The organism is Mesorhizobium sp. M1227, from assembly GCF_040318315.1.
Taxonomy (GTDB): Bacteria; Pseudomonadota; Alphaproteobacteria; order Rhizobiales; family Rhizobiaceae; genus Mesorhizobium.
Map to the genome: position 1 here is coordinate 26,222 of NZ_JAMYLZ010000027.1, position 15,224 is coordinate 41,445.

The window sequence follows — 15,224 nt, forward strand, 5'->3', positions numbered from 1 at the left end:
CGGCTAGTTTGCACCCATGAATCAGTATGCCAAGCTCAAAATCGGCCATTCGGCCTGCCCGCATGATTGCCCCTCGACCTGCGCGCTCGAGGTCGAGCTGCTCGACGACAAGCGCATCGGCCGTGTCCATGGCGCCAAATCCAACAGCTATACGGCCGGCGTCATCTGCGCCAAGGTCGCCCGTTACGCTGATCGCGTCCATCATCCCGACCGCCTGCTGAAGCCGCTGATCCGAGCCGGCGGCAAGGGCGAGGGCGCCTGGAAGGAATCCAGCTGGGAGGCGGCGCTCGATCTGGTCGCTGAAAAATTCATCGCGGCGGAGGCAAAATATGGCTCGGAGACGGTCTGGCCCTATTACTATGCCGGCACGATGGGGCTGGTGCAGCGCGACGGCATCGAGCGGCTCAGGCACGCCAAGAAATACTCCGGCTTCTTCGGTTCGATCTGCACCAATCTGGCCTGGACCGGCTGGATGATGGGCGCCGGCGCGCTGCGCGGCCCCGACCCGCGCGAAATGGCGAAGTCCGACTGCGTGGTGATCTGGGGCACCAACGCCGTGGTCACGCAGGTCAACGTCATGACCCACGCCATCAAGGCGCGCAAGGAACGCGGCGCCAAGATCGTCGTCATCGACGTCTACGAAAATGCAACGATGAAGCAGGCCGATCTCGGCCTGGTGCTGAAGCCCGGCACCGACGGCGCGCTGGCCTGCGCGGTGATGCACGTGCTGTTCCGTGACGGCATGGCCGACCGCGCCTATCTGGAACAATACACCGACGATCCGCACGGTCTGGAAGCGCATCTCAGCACAAAGACGCCGCAATGGGCCGCTGATATCACCGGGCTTTCTGTCGACGAAATCGAGACCTTCGCCCGGCTCGTCGGCACGACGAAGAAGACCTACTTCCGCCTCGGCTACGGCTTTTCGCGGCAGCGCAACGGTTCGGTCAACATGCATGCCGCGGCCTCGATCGCCGCGGTTACCGGCTGCTGGCAATATGAGGGCGGCGGCGCCTTCCATTCCAATTCGGGCATCTTCAAGCTCAACCAGGAACTGCTCGAAGGCACACGGATGCGCGACCCCGCGATCCGTCATCTCGATCATTCGCGGATCGGCCCGGTGCTGACCGGGGCTGAGGATGCGCTCTATGGCGGCCCGCCGGTGACGGCGCTGCTGATCCAGAACACCAATCCGGTCAATGTCGCGCCGGAGCAGCGGCTGGTGAAGCAAGGTTTTCTGCGCGACGATCTGTTTTCCTGCGTGCACGAGCAGTTCATGACCGACACCGCCAAGCTCGCCGATGTCGTCCTGCCGGCGACGATGTTTCTCGAGCATGACGACGTCTACAAGGGCGGCGGCAACCAGCACATCACACTCGGGCCGAAGCTGATCGATCCGCCGGAAGGTCCGCGCACCAACCATTTCGTCATCGAGGAGCTCGGCAAAAGGCTCGGTATCGCCGATCGCCCTGGCTTCGGCATGACCGAGCAGCAGCATATCGACATCATCCTGGGCAAGCGCGGGCTGGGCAGCTTTTCGAGCCTGAAAGAGCAGAAATGGGTCGATTTGCAGCCGGATTTCGAGGCCGCACATTTCCTGGACGGCTTCGGCCATGCCGACAAGAAATTCCATTTCCGCGCCGACTGGACGGGCCAGGCCGCACCCAACCGGCCGCCGAAAAGCATGGGCCTGTTCGGACCGGTGGCGAACCTGCCGGAATTCCCCGACCACGTCGACCTGATCGAGGTGGCTGATGAGAAGCATCCGTTCCGGCTGACCACCTCGCCGGCGCGCAATTTCCTCAATTCGACCTTTGCCGAAACGCCGGTATCGCAGGCAAAGGAGCGCCGGCCGGAGTTGCTCCTGCATCCCGATGATGCGGCGGCACTCGGCGTCGCCGACGGCGGCCGTGTCGAGGTCGGCAACCAGCGTGGCGAGGTGGTGCTGCACGCAAAGCTGTTCGACGGCATTAAGCGCGGCGTCGTCGTCGCCGAAGGCATCTGGCCGAACAGCGCCCATGAGCGCGGCGAGGGCATCAACGTGCTGACCGGCGCCGATGCGCCGGCGCCCTATGGCGGCGCCGCCTTCCACGACAACAAGGTCTGGCTGCGCCCGGCGGATTGAGCGTCGGAACGATATCTCCATCCGGCCGTTTTCGCGTGGCGGGTGGAGGCATTGTCATGGCAGAAGTGTTGCCGGCGCCGGATCCCATCGGAAGGACACTGTCGTCCGGCGAACTCGTGACCACGATGTCCCACTTTCATCGCGCCGAGATTGCGCGCATGGCTGGGTGGCGTGACCGCCTGGACCGGACGAGCAACTGGGCGATAACCGTTGTCGCAGCAATGCTGTCCGTTTCGCTTTCGACAGCCAGCGCTCACCATGGTGTGCTGCTGTTTGCCATGCTGCTTGTTCTGCTGCTGCTGTGGATAGAGGCCCGCCGATATCGCTTCTTCGACTTCTACCGGGCTCGCGTGCGCCAGTTCGAACGGCACTATTTCGCGCAGATATTCTCGCCGCAGCCGGACTTCGCGTCCGATTGGCTGTTGATCGTCGGCGAGAGCCTGCGCGCGCCGAAATTCCTGATTTCGCAACGCATGGCTTTGGCGCGCCGCCTGCGTCGCAATTACATCTACATGCTGCTGATCCTGCTGCTGGCCTGGATCCTCAAACTGTCGACCCCCAGTCTTCTGACCGAAGGTGTCCGCATCGGCTTCGTCGGGTCGATGCGTGAGGCCGTCGCCAGTGCTGCCTTGGGTCCAATTCCGGGCGCCGTCATCGTCGTGCTGGTCGCCGTCCTCTATGCGGGCCTGCTGGTGACAGCATTTCTGACAGAGAGCGACGACGGCGAACTCTCCTTCGGTGACGTCCACGTCTAGCAACGCAACGCCCTGTCTAGCAACGCAACGCCCTGTCGCGCGTTGTTGGACACGTGCATTGGGCGATGGGGGTTTCATGGCTTGGCAGGCTCCGACACGTTCCAGCCTGGCGCTGCTGGTTTGCGCTTTCGTCCCCGCGGGGGCGGCCTGGGCAGCGCAGACGCTCGTTGCCGGTACCCGGGCCTCCGGCATGGGTGGTTCGGGCGAAGGCGCTTTCGTCGCCGAGATCGTGCTTCTGCTGCTTGTCGGGCGCGGCCTGGGCGAAGTGCTGCAGCGTTATGGCCAGCCGGCAATCATGGGCCAACTGATCGGCGGCATCCTGCTCGGTCCTTCGCTGTTCGGCTGGCTGTGGCCGTCGGCCCAGCACCTGATCTTTCCCAGTGATCCTGCGCAAAAGGGCATGATCGACGCCGTCTCGCAGCTCGGCATCCTGATGCTGCTTTTGCTGACCGGCATGGAGACGGACCTGCGGCTGGTGCGCCGGGTTGGCGCGGCCTGTTTTTCCATTTCGGCTACCGGCGTCGTGGTGCCCTTCATCTTCGGTTTTGCGCTGGCGCAATTCCTGCCGGACGCATTGCTGGCTGACCCCACGCAGCGCACCGTCGCCGGGCTGTTCCTGGGCACGGCGCTGTCGATCTCGTCGGTCAAGGTCGTCGCCATGGTGGTGCGCGAGATGAACTTCATGCGCCGCAACCTCGGACAGGTGATTATTTCCTCGGCGATCATCGAGGACACGATCGGCTGGCTGGTCATCGCCGTAACCTTCGGCATCGCCACCAATGGCAAGCTACAGTTCGCGCCGCTGGTGACCACCATCGCCGCGGTGGCACTGTTCATGGTGTTCTCCTTCACCATTGGCCGCCGTCTTGTCTTCACCTTGATCCGCTGGACCAACGATCAATTCCGCAGCGAGTTTGCGGTGATCACCATGATCCTCATCATCATGGGAGCGATGGCGCTGATCACTAATCTGATAGGCGTCCATACCGTGCTGGGGGCGTTCGTCGCCGGCATCCTTGTTGGTGAATCACCCATCCTCTCCAGCCATATCGAAGGCCAGCTGCGCGGCGTCATCACCGCGCTGTTCATGCCGATCTTCTTCGGCATGGCGGGGCTGTCCGCCGATCTCACAGTGCTCGCCGATCCAACCCTTGCCATGCTGACGGGCGCTCTCGTGATCATCGCCAGCATCGGCAAGTTTGGCGGCGCGTTCATCGGCGCCAAGCTCGCCGCCATGTCGCTCAAGGAAGCAATCGCCGTCGGCAGTGCCATGAACGCACGCGGCTCGACCGAGGTGATCGTCGCCAGCATCGGCCTGTCGATGAACATCCTGTCGCACAATCTCTTCACCATGATCGTCACCATGGCCGTGATCACCACCTTGGCCATGCCGCCGATGCTGCGCTGGGCGCTCGGCCGGCTGCCGGTTGGGCACGACGAGCAGCAGCGTGTCGAGCGCGAGGCGTTGGACGAATACGGCTTCATTTCCAGGCTGGAGAGGCTGCTGGTGCTGATCGACGACAGCAGGATCGGCAAGTTCACTGCATATCTCGCCGGACTGGTCGGCGGAGGCAGCGGCATGCCCACCACCTTGCTTCGCCTGCCCACCACCTTGCTTCAGCCGAAAGACGGCCGAGTTGACAGGCCGACCGACAGCAAGGGACAGGAGCGCGCCCTCCAGGAAATCAAAAAGGGTGCAAAAAAGAGCGCTCAGGCGGTGAAACGGATCGAAGATACGCTTGTCGACAAAGTCCATCTGACGGCCCGCACCGAATTGGAGGCCACGGGTGAGACGATCGCCGAAGAGGCCCGCAAGGGATACGGCCTGTTGCTGGTCGGCCTGGACAATGTGCTGACCGCCGATGGCGCCTTCGCGCCGGCCCTCAACGACATTGCCGCAGGATTTGACGGCCCGCTTTGCCTCGTCCTGAACGGCGGCAATGCTGGCGAAAAGATGCCGACGCTGAAGGCCGGCACCAGCATTCTCGTCCCCGTCAACGGTACCCAGGTGGCGCGTCGCGCCGCCGACCTGGCGCTGGCGCTGGCCCGTCCAAACCGGGCGCGGATCAAGGTTCTCTACGTCTCGCAAAAGGCAGCCAAGGGCCGCAGGTCGACATCGATGTCACATAGCCGCGAAGAGGCCGTGCTGAAAGACATCGCCGATCTGGCGGGCCGCTATGGCCTGCATATCGACACAGCGTTCCATACCCGCGTCACACCCGACAAGGCGATCACCCGGGAGGCGGCCAAAGGAGCGGCGATCGTCGTGATGGGCGTCACCCAACGTCCGGGTGAGGACCTGTTCTTCGGTGAAACCGCCGGCGCTGTTTTGGCCGCCTGCAACTGCCCGGTCGTGCTTCTGGCCAGCGCGCGGCCCAAGCACGACGCCGCTGGCGCTGAGCTGGCAGCGTGAATTTCACCGCGCATTGATCGGTCGGCAGGAATGTCGATCGAGCCTCTGAAAGCGCTGATCAGCCAAGCGTAAAAGAACTCGAACCGAACGGCTCGGTTCCGTTAGCAGAGAGTACAGGAAAGGGTGAACGCCGGCTCAAAGAATGTTCGCGCGGCAATCACCACTGACCGCATAACTAGTTGAAAAAAAAGAAGAAAATTGTGGCGCAGGAGTTGCATGTCGAATTTCAAGCGGCCAATTTGGCGCACCGGCACAAAATTTTCGTGATTGGAAACGACAGACTTGCCGACCCATCTGGGGTTGGTCCGAGCGACGCGAATTCCTCCCGAGGCACGCCACTTGACGGACAGACCAAAGAACTACCGGAGTACCGAAATGACCAAGCTCGCTCTTACCGCCGCCGCCATCCTCGTTGCCACCGGCACTGCTTTTGCCGGCAGCGACCATTATGGCTCGGACAACGTCAACCAGCCGGCCGCCGCTGCTGCCAACGTCGACAACACCTTCACTGGTTCGATCCGCAAGCCAGTTACTTCCGAGCATACCGGTGCCAAGACAACCTCCGAGTCGGTGGCGCCTGAATCCGGCCAAGGCATCTGGGGCCGCTGATTATCACGGCCCGCAACACAAAGAGCGGCGGGCTTGGGCCGCTACTCTTGCTGTCGCGTATCAACGGGCGTGTGCGCCGAATAGCATCCTGCGCCAATCGAATACTTTGATTTGCAGGTTTCATCTGTAGCCACAATCTCGGTTGCTGAAATCGTCCAGCAACGTGCACATCGGAAAAAGCCGGGTGCGTATTCGTCGGCGCGGACAGCGCTCTCATCTCGAATGCGTCGAAAGCAACGACAACTCACGAATGACCAGTACATTGGAGTACCTGAAATGACCAAGACTGCTCTTACCGTCGCCACCATCGTCCTCGTCGCCACGGGCAGCGCCTTTGCAGGCAGCGATCACTATGGCTCGGACGGCGTCAACCAGCCGGCCGCGCCTGTTGGCAACGCGCCTGTCGGCAGCATCGACAACGGGTTTACCGGTTCGATCCGCAAGCCGCTGACGGCCGAGCACAATGCCGTCGACACCGAGGCGACGACCCGGTTCGGCGCGGATCAACCCGTAGTGCCCCAATCTGGCCGGGGCAACTGGGGCCGATAGTTCCTCAAACCCCGGAGCACGAAGAGCGGCGGGCTTGGTCCGCCGCTTTTGTTTGCGCGAAGCCGGGTTTGGTCGAAAGGTCGGCGATCCCCCGGCCTGTCAGGCAGTCGCTAGCGAAGATCCTTCGGCCAAATGCAGTGCGTCAGTCGGGCGCTGCCGAAGGTGAGACCGGTCCAATCGCCGTCGACGTCGAACCGAGCCAGGCCCGCGGTGGGGTATTTTTCCGCCAGCTTCTTCAGCGCCGCTTGGTCCGATCCAGCCCCGGCAACCCCGCGCGCGAACTCCTCCAGCCCGGGATTGTGGCCAAGCACCAGCAGCGTTCCAGTCCCCGCCTTTACTTGCCGCACCTTGGCGAGGATGTCCGCCGCCGCTGCCTCGTAGAGCGCCTGGGAAAATTTGGCCTGCACCTTCGCCGGCAATTCCGCCGAGACCAGCCGCCACGTGTCGCGGGTGCGCAGCGCCGGCGACACCAGCGCCAGCTCCGGCAGCCAGCCGCGACGGGCCAGTTCGCGCCCGACCAGTGGTGCTGCCTTCAGCCCGCGCGCGGACAGCGGCCGGTCGAAGTCGATGAGGTCGGGATCGTCCCAACTCGACTTGGCGTGACGCAGGAGCAGCAGTTGCTTCATGGATTCAACTCAAGTCCAAGGGATGTCGGGCTGAAAGTCTTTCCCATATCCGCCGTCATGTCTTGCACCTGTGACGGTATCAAAACACCTGTGACGGTATCAAAACTCGCCCAAAGTGCACCAAAGATGAACAGGCCTACACGCCCTTCATCTTTATCCCAACTGACCGAAATGTCTGCTTCAGTGATGGCTCAATCGCCCGATCGAATGTGAATTGCATCGATGATGGGACCTACTCGTCCGTCCTCGATCCGACAGAGATAAAAACATGCCGTGCACTTTTCGGATCGTCCGCCTCGTCGTACTCGAAGACGCCGGCGAGATCACGCTTTTGCCGGATCGCGCTGTCGAAAACGTCCATTGATCTATTCTGTCATTCCCCGGCGATTTATTGGCCGTTTCTGCGGACCCTCACGGCGTGATCCGCGCCAGGTGCTCGAGATCGGTCTCTTCGCGCAGCGGGTCGGGCGCGATCACCACCGACGTGGCGTTGTCGGCATCGTCGGCGAAGCGCGAAAACACCGTGCGGCCGCCTTCCATTCGCGCCTTGCCTTCGGCGACCAGCCCCAGCGCCAGCGGATAGAGCTGGTGCTCGGCCTTGAGCACGCGCGCGGCCAGCGTGTCCTCATTGTCGCCGACCATCACCGGCACGGCGGCCTGGGCGATGATCGGCCCGTCATCCATGTCGAGCGTGACGAAATGCACCGTGCAGCCATGGATGCGCATGCCTGCGCGGAGGGCCCGCGCATGCGTATCCAGCCCCTTGAAGGCAGGCAGCAGGGCAGGGTGGATATTGATCATGCGGCCCTGCCACTTCTCCACGAAGCGCGCGCCGAGGATGCGCATGTAGCCGGCCAGCGCGACGATCTCGGCGCCGAACGACAAGAGGGCCGCATCGATCGCCTCGTCATGCGCTTGCTTGCTGGCATGGTCGGAGCGCGAAATCACTCTGGTGGCGATGCCGCGCGCCGCGGCGATGCCAAGGCCGGCGGCATTGGCGCGGTCGGAGATGACGCCGACGATCTCGGCCGGATAGGCCGGGTTGCTCGCCGCCGCAACCAGCGCCGTCATGTTGGAGCCGCGCCCCGAGATCAGTACGACCGTCCGTTTCCTCATAGGCCAATCGAGCCCCGATAGATGACGCCGGCATCGCGGCGCGGCACGATCTGGCCGATCGGCGTCACCGTCTCGCCGGCCTCCTGCAGAACGGCAGCGACCTGCGCCGCCTGGCCGGAGGCGACGACCAGGATCATGCCGATGCCGCAATTGAAGGTCCGCATCATCTCTTCCGGCGCGACGCCGCCGGTCTTGGCCAGCCATGAGAACACCGGCGGCACCTCGATGGCGCCGAGATCGAGCTCGGCCGAAAAATCCTTGGGCAGAACGCGCGGGATGTTTTCGGGAAAGCCGCCGCCGGTGATATGGGCCAGCGCCTTGATGCCGTGGGTGTTGCGGATCGCCTTGAGGATCGACTTGACGTAGATGCGGGTAGGTTCGAGCAGCGCCTCGGCCAGCGTCGCCTCGTCATTGAACGGCGCCGGATCGCCCCAGCCAAGGCCGCTTACGGCGACGATGCGACGGACCAGCGAAAAGCCGTTCGAATGCAGGCCCGACGAGGCAAGGCCGAGCAGCACGTCGCCCTCGACGATGTCGTCGGTCGGCAGCAACTGGCCGCGTTCGGCGGCACCGACGGCAAAGCCGGCAAGGTCATAATCCTTGTCGTGATACATGCCGGGCATCTCCGCCGTCTCGCCGCCGATCAGCGCGCAACCGGCCTGCCGGCAGCCGGCGGCAATGCCGCCGACAATCGAGGCACCCTGGTCGGGATCGAGCTTGCCGGTGGCGAAATAGTCGAGGAAGAACAGCGGCTCGGCGCCTTGCACGACGATGTCGTTGACGCACATGGCGACGAGGTCGATGCCGATCGTATCGTGCTTGCCGGCATCGATGGCGATCTTCAGCTTGGTGCCGACGCCGTCGTTGGCGGCCACCAGCACGGGATCGGTGAAGCCGGCGGCCTTGAGGTCGAACAAACCGCCGAAGCCGCCGATCTCGCCATCGGCGCCCGGCCGGCGGGTGGCGCGCACCAGCGGCTTGATCTTCTCGACCATGAGATTGCCGGCGTCGATGTCGACGCCCGCTTCGGCATAGGTGAGCCCGTTCTTGCGCTTGCTCATTTCCGGCGCCTGCTCATCTGTTGCGCTTGCCTGTCGCTGGTTTCATTCGCGTGCGGGCTCTTCGCATGAACGGTTTTGCCCCGCAAGGCAAGCGCGCGATGAGGGTGTTTTCAGTTGGATGCCGGGGGAACCGGGCGCGATACACTCCAACAATAAAAAGAAATCCCTGCCAGAATTGCGGCGAGGCCTCCGACGGTGGCAAGAGACCTGATCTCACCGTCGAAGGGCAGGGTCCCATACGAGAAGCCGGCGGCGATCAACGCCGCCGCGCCAGCCCACAGACCTGGATTTGCAACGACTGATCTTGAGAAAACGAACGCGACGACAGCGGCGGTCAGCCAGAGGGGCCAAGAGACGACCACGCCCACGGCCAGCTCAAGAGCGAAGGCCCACAGGAGATCTTGCGTCGCCACCTTGCGGTGCGGGGCTCCCAAAAATGCGAAGACCAAAAGACTTTCTGTCAGTCCGGCCAGATAACAAAGCGTTACTCGCCAAGCGATTGTGATTCTCTGCGCCATCGTCATTCAGCAGTGGGGAAATAGGCTGTCGCTTCACGGGCTCTTCGCATGGGCAACAGCGTCTTGCAAGGACGGCAGCGGAATACCGGGCACTTACGTCTCTTCCAGGAAAGGCACCGCCGTTTCGTCCGTCCAGAGGCGACCGCCCTTGGGGAGGGTCTGCTGCTGTCCCATAAATCGTTCATCGTGCCCGCGTCCTCCCGGTGACTGGAAGAAGGCATATTGAACATGTCTTGGGTTCCAACGCGCCCCGGCTGGATGTCCCTCATGAACGTGCCGCCAGATCGAACCCCAACTGGGTTCCCAGATATCAATGAACTTGAGAAATAGGCCGAGCAAAACCTTTGTATTCACCGGTTCGGCTCCAGCTATGTAGCTAAACTCCAGCGAAGCATTGTTCTGGCTGTCTTCCGACAGATATTTGGACCAGGAACTGCAATGGACTGATGTGGACGCCTCTATATTTGCCTGGCGCTGGTTCCACAGCGACACATTGTATCCCAGTTCAGGAACGGGCTGTCTCGGAGGCATGTCCGTCTTGTTCCGGCCCTTTAACAGCCAGCGATGGAGAACCTCGCACGACGAGGTGTTGACCGGCTTGGAGGCGATTGCTTTTTTGAGCGATCTGCCGCGCGGGGCCCACCTCGCGAACCTGTCGTCGGCTTCGTCCAAGGCCCGGAAATGCGCCTGCAGCTGCGGGACCAGCTCTTCGGCGTCCTTTCTCCTCGCCCCCAGTAGACATAGATGTTGATCGACATGGCGTCCCCTCGAATACGGGAGACGTACCAGCTTTCTTGACTGGCGTCGCCAAAGGAGAGCGCGCGCGCTTCGGGCTCGCTTCCATTTGGTTAGTTCAATGCTGGCTAATCTTCACGCCCCCTCTGCGTTGATCGCAAATTGCGCGGCGAAAGCCCGGATATAGGCCGGCCGTGCTTCCCCGCGCGCTACATAGGCAGCCAAGTTTTGATATTCGTCCAAAATGCCTGACATTCTTAGTCGCAGCAGCACCGACACCATCAACAAATCGCCCGCGCTAAACGCATCATCGAGCCAGTCGGCGACACCCAAGTGAGCCGAGAGTTTGTCCAGCCGAGCGCGAACACGGTCCTTTACCAACGGCAAGCGCTCCTCGCTCCAAGGCTTGTCACGTTCGAATATTCTTGCCGTCGTTAATTCGAGGATCGGTGGTTCGACGGTGTTAAGTGCGGCAAACATCCACGTGATCGCACGCGCGCGGGCATTGCGATCCTTCGGCAGCAATCCCGCATGCTGCTCAGCAAGATGAAAGACGATCGAGCCGGTCTCGAACAGCGAGAGAGAACCTTCCTCATAGGTGGGGATCTGGCCGAAGGGATGGATCGCCAGATGTTCAGGCGCCTTCATCTCTGCGAAGGAAACAAGACGAACCTCATACGGCTGCCCCACTTCTTCGAGCGCCCAGCGAACGCGCGTATCACGCGCCAGTCCCTTGCCGCCATCGGGCGATCGTTCAAATGCTGTGATAGTGATTGTCATCGCGTCCGTTTCCTTGCCTGGGCAAATTTCCTTGGCTTCCTATCGTGAGACGAATGAGCCTCCCCGAAATCGACATCTGTCTTGACCTATTTCATTGCTGGCGCCCTCGTGGGGAGATTGGCAGCTTCTGTGTCGCTTCTCACTTGCCGTAACCCTCCATCTCCATCATGTATCGGCAAACAAGAGCGACGGGATATGCGTTTGACCATCCCCAACATGATCACGATCATGCGCTTCGTGCTGGTGCCGGCGGTGGTGCTGGCCATGCTGCAGGACCGCTGGGACTGGGCCTTTGCGGGCTTCCTCATTGCCGGCATTTCCGACGGCGTCGACGGCTTCATCGCCCGCCATTTCAATCAGTTTTCCAGGCTCGGCGCCTATCTCGATCCGATGGCCGACAAGCTGCTGCTGGTCTCGGTTTTCGTGGTCCTGGGCTTCAGCGGCGAACTGCCGCTGTGGCTGGTCGTTACCATGGTGTCGCGCGACGCACTGATCGTCTGCGCCGTGCTTTTATCCACCGTCATGGCGCATCCTGTCGAGATGAAGCCGCTCCTGGTGTCGAAGGCCAACACCGCGATCCAGATCGTGCTGGCGGCAGTGGTGTTGGGCGAACTCGCCTTCGACATCCATCTCGATCCGCTGAGGCCGGCCCTCATATTGCTGTCCGGGGTCTTGACCGTGGCTTCGGCCGCGGCCTATCTCGTGGCTTGGCTGAGGCATATGAGCGGCTATGGCGAAGGCTCCACACCCGGCACCTGACGAACGGTCCATCGACGCTGAAGCTGAGGCTGCGGCAGCGGAGGCTGCGGCATCGGCGTCGTTTCGCCGGCAGATCCGCTTCTGGCTGGTCAGCGCCATCATCCTCGCCGTCTTCCTCTATGTCTTCAGCGGCATCCTTCTGCCCTTCGTCGCCGGCATGGTGCTCGCCTATTTCCTCGACCCTGTCGCCGACCGGCTGGAGCGGCTCGGCCTGTCCAGGCTGATGGCGACGGTGGTCATCCTCATCGCCTTCATCGTCGTCCTGGTGCTGGCCGTCGTCATCCTGGTTCCGGTACTTGCCTCGCAGATGGCTGATTTCGCCAGCAAGCTGCCGGACTATCTGACCCGGCTGCAGGGCCTGATCACCAGCTTCGACCCGAAATGGCTGGAAGAGAAATTCGGCGTCGACGCCAACGGCCTGCGCGAAGGCCTGAACTCGCTGCTGACCTCCGGCTTCGGCCTCCTGACCACCGTGTTCACCTCGATCTGGAGCTCCGGCGTGGCGCTGGTCTCGGTGGTCAGCCTGTTCGTCGTGACGCCGGTCGTCGCCTTCTACATGCTGCTCGACTGGGATCGCATGGTGACAATCGTCGACAGCTGGGTGCCGCGCGACTATGTCAAGACCGTCAGGACGATCGCCAGGGACATCAACACGGCGACCGCCGGCTTCGTGCGCGGCCAGGGCACGCTGTGCCTGGTGCTGGGCGCCATGTATGCCACCGGCCTGACACTGACGGGCCTGAATTTCGGCATCCTCATCGGTCTGTTCGCCGGACTGATCTCCTTCATCCCCTATGTCGGCTCGCTGACCGGCCTGGTGCTGGCCGTCGGCGTCGCCTTCGTCCAGTTCTGGCCGGACTGGACCATGATCGCAGCGGTGGCCGGTGTGTTCTTCGTCGGCCAGTTCATCGAGGGCAACATCCTGCAGCCAAGGCTGGTCGGCAAAAGCGTTGGCCTGCATCCGGTATGGCTGATGTTTGCGCTGTTTGCCTTCGGCGCGCTGTTCGGCTTCGTCGGCCTGCTGATCGCCGTTCCGGCTTCCGCCGCCGTTGCCGTTCTGGTGCGCTTCGCCATCGCCCGCTATCTCGAATCGCCGCTCTACAAGGGCCACGCCGACGAGCCGGTGCCGCCGCTGCAGGTGCGCCGCCGCGGGGGCGCGCGCGGTTGAGCCAGATGCCGGACAAGATCGATCCGCCGCGTCAATTGCCGCTCGATCTAGGCCACGGCACCGGCTATTCGCGCGACGAGCTCGTCGTCTCCAGCACCAACAGCCAGGCGGCGGCGCTTGTCGACCGCTGGCCGGACTGGCCGTCGCCGGTCGTTGTGCTGGCCGGGCCGGCCGGCTCGGGGAAAACCCATCTGGCCTCGATCTGGCGGACCCGCGCCGACGCGGTGAAAGTGGAGGCCGGCCGCATCGGCGACTGCATCGAAAATCTCGGCGCGCATCCGGCCCTGATCGACGATGTCGATGCCGGCCCGATCGATGAGCACGGCCTCTTCCACCTGATCAACGCGGTGCGCGGCGCCGGCTCGAGCTTGCTGTTGACGGCGCGGCGCTTCCCGTCCGCCTGGGGCGTCAGGCTGCCCGACCTGGCGTCGCGGCTGAAGGCGGCGGCGACCGTCGAGATCCACGAACCCGACGATCTTCTGCTGGCCGGCGTCATCACAAAGCTGTTCGCCGACCGCCAGGTCGAGGTCGAGCCGCATGTCGTGCAATATCTGGTGCGCCGCATCGAGCGCTCGCTGGCCACTGCCATGCGGGTGGTCGAACGGCTCGACCGCACCGCGCTCGAGCGCAAGACGCCGATCACCCGCGCGCTCGCCGCCGAGACCGTCAGCGCCATGGATGAAGGGCAGGGCGAGTTCGAGATTTGACGATTCCAGTTCCGCCACTGTCCCATTTCGGGAACAAAAGCTGGCATCTGTCTTGCAGCAACGAGCTTGCCGGCTAATCCCGGTCCTGATTGCGTATCAAATCAGGTAGTAGGCTCGCCGGGAGATGGGTGGTTGGGGTTCTCGCCCGGCGAGCTTGCCTTTGGCAGCATCGAATCGATAGCGCCATTGCGCGGCTGGCCTCAGCTCTCTCCGCCTGCAATTACCGCTCGTTCCGTGCCAAAGCGCTTGCGATAGTCGCCGGGCACCAGGCCGGTTATCCTGGCGAATACCTTGCGGAACGAGCCGGGATCGTCATAGCCGACCTCCCAGGCGATCTGGTCGATCGACCGCATCGTGGTTTCCAGCATCTCGCGCGCCTTGCCGACGCGCAGGTGCTGGCAATATTCGGTCGGCTTGAGGCCGGTGGCGCTGCGGAACCTGCGCAGGAAAGTCCGCTCCTCCAGTCCGGCATGCCCGGCCATGGCCCCGAGCGTCACGTCGCGGGCGCCGTTCGCCTGCAGCCAATGCTGCACCTTGAGGATCGCTTCGTCGCCGTGGGTCAGCCGCGGCGCGAACGGGCTGTAAAAGCGTTGCTCGCGGCCCGGCGGGTCGACCAGCATGAAACGCGCCGTGTCCATCATGACGGTCGGCCCGAGCACCCTGTCCACCAGCTTGAGGCCGAGATCGGTCCAGGCCATGTAGCCGCCCGCGGTGATGATGTCGCCATCGTCGATGACCAGCCTGTCGGCATCGAGCAGAATGTCTGGAAAGCGTAGCGCCAGCGCGTCGCGATAAGCCCAATGCGTGGTCGCAGCACGACCCGACAGCAGGCCGGTCTCGGCAAGCACGAAGGCGCCGGCGCAGACCGAGCCGAGGGTCGCGCCTGCCGCATGACGGCCCCTGAGCCAGCCGGCATAGGGCGCGGCTGCTTCCCGAGCGATCGGATCTCCCAAGGTTGGCGGGATGATAGCCATGGCTGGTTCATTGTCGGCGCCGGGGTCGCTGTCGAAAGTGCAGACTACGGTCTGGCCCGCGTCCTCCAATTGCCAATGGCTGACGCGAAGCCTCAAAGCGTCCGGCGACCGATCGGCCGCCAGCCGGTTGGCCAGCAGAAAGAGATCGGTCAGGCCGAGCACGGCCGCTTCCTGCACGCCGGGATACAAGACAAGGCCGATTTCGATCAGATCACGCGCAGCCGTCATTTGTCAGTTTTGCCACGTTGAATGTCCGTTTTGCCAATGCTCACCCTGGCCGCGCTGTTATAATTTGTCCAGCTGAAGGGGCTAAAAGCTTCCCTGTTACC

At 63.0% G+C, this 15,224-nt stretch carries 16 protein-coding genes; 8 read left to right on the plus strand and 8 right to left on the minus strand.

Annotation, left to right across the window (positions count from 1 at the left end):
* Positions 1 to 16: 16 nt before the first annotated feature.
* From NKH28_RS24960 to NKH28_RS24980, 5 genes are all read left to right on the plus strand, one after another.
* Positions 17 to 2,125 (plus strand): molybdopterin-containing oxidoreductase family protein, encoded by a 2,109-nt coding sequence (locus tag NKH28_RS24960; RefSeq protein ID WP_352980647.1) that lies wholly within the window; start codon positions 17 to 19, stop codon positions 2,123 to 2,125.
* 56 nt (positions 2,126 to 2,181) lie between these two features.
* On the plus strand, positions 2,182 to 2,880 hold the full coding sequence (locus NKH28_RS24965; protein ID WP_352472615.1) for a DUF2270 domain-containing protein: 699 nt from the start codon (positions 2,182 to 2,184) through the stop codon (positions 2,878 to 2,880).
* Positions 2,881 to 3,070: 190 nt separating this feature from the next.
* Positions 3,071 to 5,293, plus strand: coding sequence for a cation:proton antiporter domain-containing protein (locus NKH28_RS24970; protein WP_502906660.1), 2,223 nt, complete (start codon positions 3,071 to 3,073; stop codon positions 5,291 to 5,293).
* A gap of 375 nt (positions 5,294 to 5,668) precedes the next feature.
* Positions 5,669 to 5,902, plus strand: a complete 234-nt coding sequence (locus tag NKH28_RS24975) for a DUF680 domain-containing protein (RefSeq protein ID WP_352472617.1) — start codon at positions 5,669 to 5,671, stop codon at positions 5,900 to 5,902.
* 276 nt (positions 5,903 to 6,178) lie between these two features.
* Positions 6,179 to 6,451, plus strand: coding sequence for a DUF680 domain-containing protein (locus tag NKH28_RS24980; protein ID WP_352980648.1), 273 nt, complete (start codon positions 6,179 to 6,181; stop codon positions 6,449 to 6,451).
* Positions 6,452 to 6,561: 110 nt separating this feature from the next.
* Here NKH28_RS24980 and NKH28_RS24985 read toward each other — a convergent pair whose 3' ends face one another.
* From NKH28_RS24985 to NKH28_RS25015, 7 genes are all read right to left on the minus strand, one after another.
* On the minus strand, positions 6,562 to 7,077 hold the full coding sequence (locus NKH28_RS24985; RefSeq protein WP_352615697.1) for a SixA phosphatase family protein: 516 nt from the start codon (positions 7,075 to 7,077) through the stop codon (positions 6,562 to 6,564).
* 232 nt (positions 7,078 to 7,309) lie between these two features.
* Complete coding sequence (locus NKH28_RS24990; RefSeq protein ID WP_352615700.1) at positions 7,310 to 7,438, minus strand: hypothetical protein; 129 nt, start codon at positions 7,436 to 7,438, stop codon at positions 7,310 to 7,312.
* A gap of 50 nt (positions 7,439 to 7,488) precedes the next feature.
* Positions 7,489 to 8,193 carry a phosphoribosylglycinamide formyltransferase gene (gene purN, locus NKH28_RS24995; protein ID WP_352501881.1) on the minus strand — a complete coding sequence of 235 codons (705 nt, stop codon included), beginning with the start codon at positions 8,191 to 8,193 and terminating at the stop codon, positions 7,489 to 7,491.
* Entirely contained in the window at positions 8,190 to 9,254 is a 1,065-nt protein-coding gene (purM, locus tag NKH28_RS25000) for a phosphoribosylformylglycinamidine cyclo-ligase (RefSeq protein ID WP_352472623.1), read from the minus strand. The genes purN and purM overlap by 4 nt, the downstream gene beginning before the upstream one ends.
* 110 nt (positions 9,255 to 9,364) lie before the next feature.
* The gene (locus NKH28_RS25005; protein WP_352980649.1) at positions 9,365 to 9,778 is read right to left on the minus strand and encodes a hypothetical protein; all 414 of its coding nucleotides are present in this window, start codon (positions 9,776 to 9,778) and stop codon (positions 9,365 to 9,367) included.
* A gap of 87 nt (positions 9,779 to 9,865) precedes the next feature.
* Positions 9,866 to 10,630 (minus strand): Imm52 family immunity protein, encoded by a 765-nt coding sequence (locus tag NKH28_RS25010; protein ID WP_352771189.1) that lies wholly within the window; start codon positions 10,628 to 10,630, stop codon positions 9,866 to 9,868.
* A 12-nt stretch (positions 10,631 to 10,642) separates the two neighbouring features.
* A complete protein-coding gene (locus NKH28_RS25015) occupies positions 10,643 to 11,287 on the minus strand; it encodes a glutathione S-transferase family protein (RefSeq protein ID WP_352541636.1) in 645 nt (214 codons plus the stop codon).
* A 201-nt stretch (positions 11,288 to 11,488) separates the two neighbouring features.
* On the opposite strand from NKH28_RS25015, the gene NKH28_RS25020 reads away from it, so the two are divergent.
* Genes NKH28_RS25020 through hdaA form a run of 3 tightly spaced genes read left to right on the plus strand, consistent with a single transcriptional unit; the run spans position 11,489 to position 13,921 of the window.
* Positions 11,489 to 12,046: a CDP-alcohol phosphatidyltransferase family protein gene (locus tag NKH28_RS25020; protein WP_352472672.1), complete on the plus strand. Its 558-nt coding sequence runs from the start codon at positions 11,489 to 11,491 to the stop codon at positions 12,044 to 12,046.
* Positions 12,018 to 13,214 carry an AI-2E family transporter gene (locus tag NKH28_RS25025; protein WP_352980650.1) on the plus strand — a complete coding sequence of 399 codons (1,197 nt, stop codon included), beginning with the start codon at positions 12,018 to 12,020 and terminating at the stop codon, positions 13,212 to 13,214. Before NKH28_RS25020 ends, NKH28_RS25025 begins: the two co-directional genes overlap by 29 nt.
* A 5-nt stretch (positions 13,215 to 13,219) precedes the next feature.
* Entirely contained in the window at positions 13,220 to 13,921 is a 702-nt protein-coding gene (gene hdaA, locus NKH28_RS25030) for a DnaA regulatory inactivator HdaA (RefSeq protein WP_352472673.1), read from the plus strand.
* A 200-nt stretch (positions 13,922 to 14,121) separates the two neighbouring features.
* Here the strand turns inward: hdaA and NKH28_RS25035 are convergent, their stop codons facing one another.
* On the minus strand, positions 14,122 to 15,123 hold the full coding sequence (locus tag NKH28_RS25035; protein ID WP_352980651.1) for a GlxA family transcriptional regulator: 1,002 nt from the start codon (positions 15,121 to 15,123) through the stop codon (positions 14,122 to 14,124).
* Positions 15,124 to 15,224 lie beyond the last annotated feature (101 nt).

Bases quoted from the DNA above. Each gene is read 5' to 3' on its own strand.
- NKH28_RS24965 (WP_352472615.1), top strand. From the start codon at position 2,182: ATGGCAGAAGTGTTGCCGGCGCCGGATCCCATCGGAAGGACACTGTCG.
- purM (WP_352472623.1), bottom strand. From the start codon at position 9,254: ATGAGCAAGCGCAAGAACGGGCTCACCTATGCCGAAGCGGGCGTCGAC.
- NKH28_RS24980 (WP_352980648.1), top strand. From the start codon at position 6,179: ATGACCAAGACTGCTCTTACCGTCGCCACCATCGTCCTCGTCGCCACG.
- hdaA (WP_352472673.1), top strand. From the start codon at position 13,220: ATGCCGGACAAGATCGATCCGCCGCGTCAATTGCCGCTCGATCTAGGC.
- NKH28_RS25015 (WP_352541636.1), bottom strand. From the start codon at position 11,287: ATGACAATCACTATCACAGCATTTGAACGATCGCCCGATGGCGGCAAG.
- NKH28_RS24975 (WP_352472617.1), top strand. From the start codon at position 5,669: ATGACCAAGCTCGCTCTTACCGCCGCCGCCATCCTCGTTGCCACCGGC.
- NKH28_RS25005 (WP_352980649.1), bottom strand. From the start codon at position 9,778: ATGACGATGGCGCAGAGAATCACAATCGCTTGGCGAGTAACGCTTTGT.
- NKH28_RS24990 (WP_352615700.1), bottom strand. From the start codon at position 7,438: ATGGACGTTTTCGACAGCGCGATCCGGCAAAAGCGTGATCTCGCCGGC.
- NKH28_RS24985 (WP_352615697.1), bottom strand. From the start codon at position 7,077: ATGAAGCAACTGCTGCTCCTGCGTCACGCCAAGTCGAGTTGGGACGAT.
- NKH28_RS24970 (WP_502906660.1), top strand. From the start codon at position 3,071: ATGGGTGGTTCGGGCGAAGGCGCTTTCGTCGCCGAGATCGTGCTTCTG.
- NKH28_RS24960 (WP_352980647.1), top strand. From the start codon at position 17: ATGAATCAGTATGCCAAGCTCAAAATCGGCCATTCGGCCTGCCCGCAT.
- purN (WP_352501881.1), bottom strand. From the start codon at position 8,193: ATGAGGAAACGGACGGTCGTACTGATCTCGGGGCGCGGCTCCAACATG.
- NKH28_RS25035 (WP_352980651.1), bottom strand. From the start codon at position 15,123: ATGACGGCTGCGCGTGATCTGATCGAAATCGGCCTTGTCTTGTATCCC.
- NKH28_RS25025 (WP_352980650.1), top strand. From the start codon at position 12,018: ATGGCGAAGGCTCCACACCCGGCACCTGACGAACGGTCCATCGACGCT.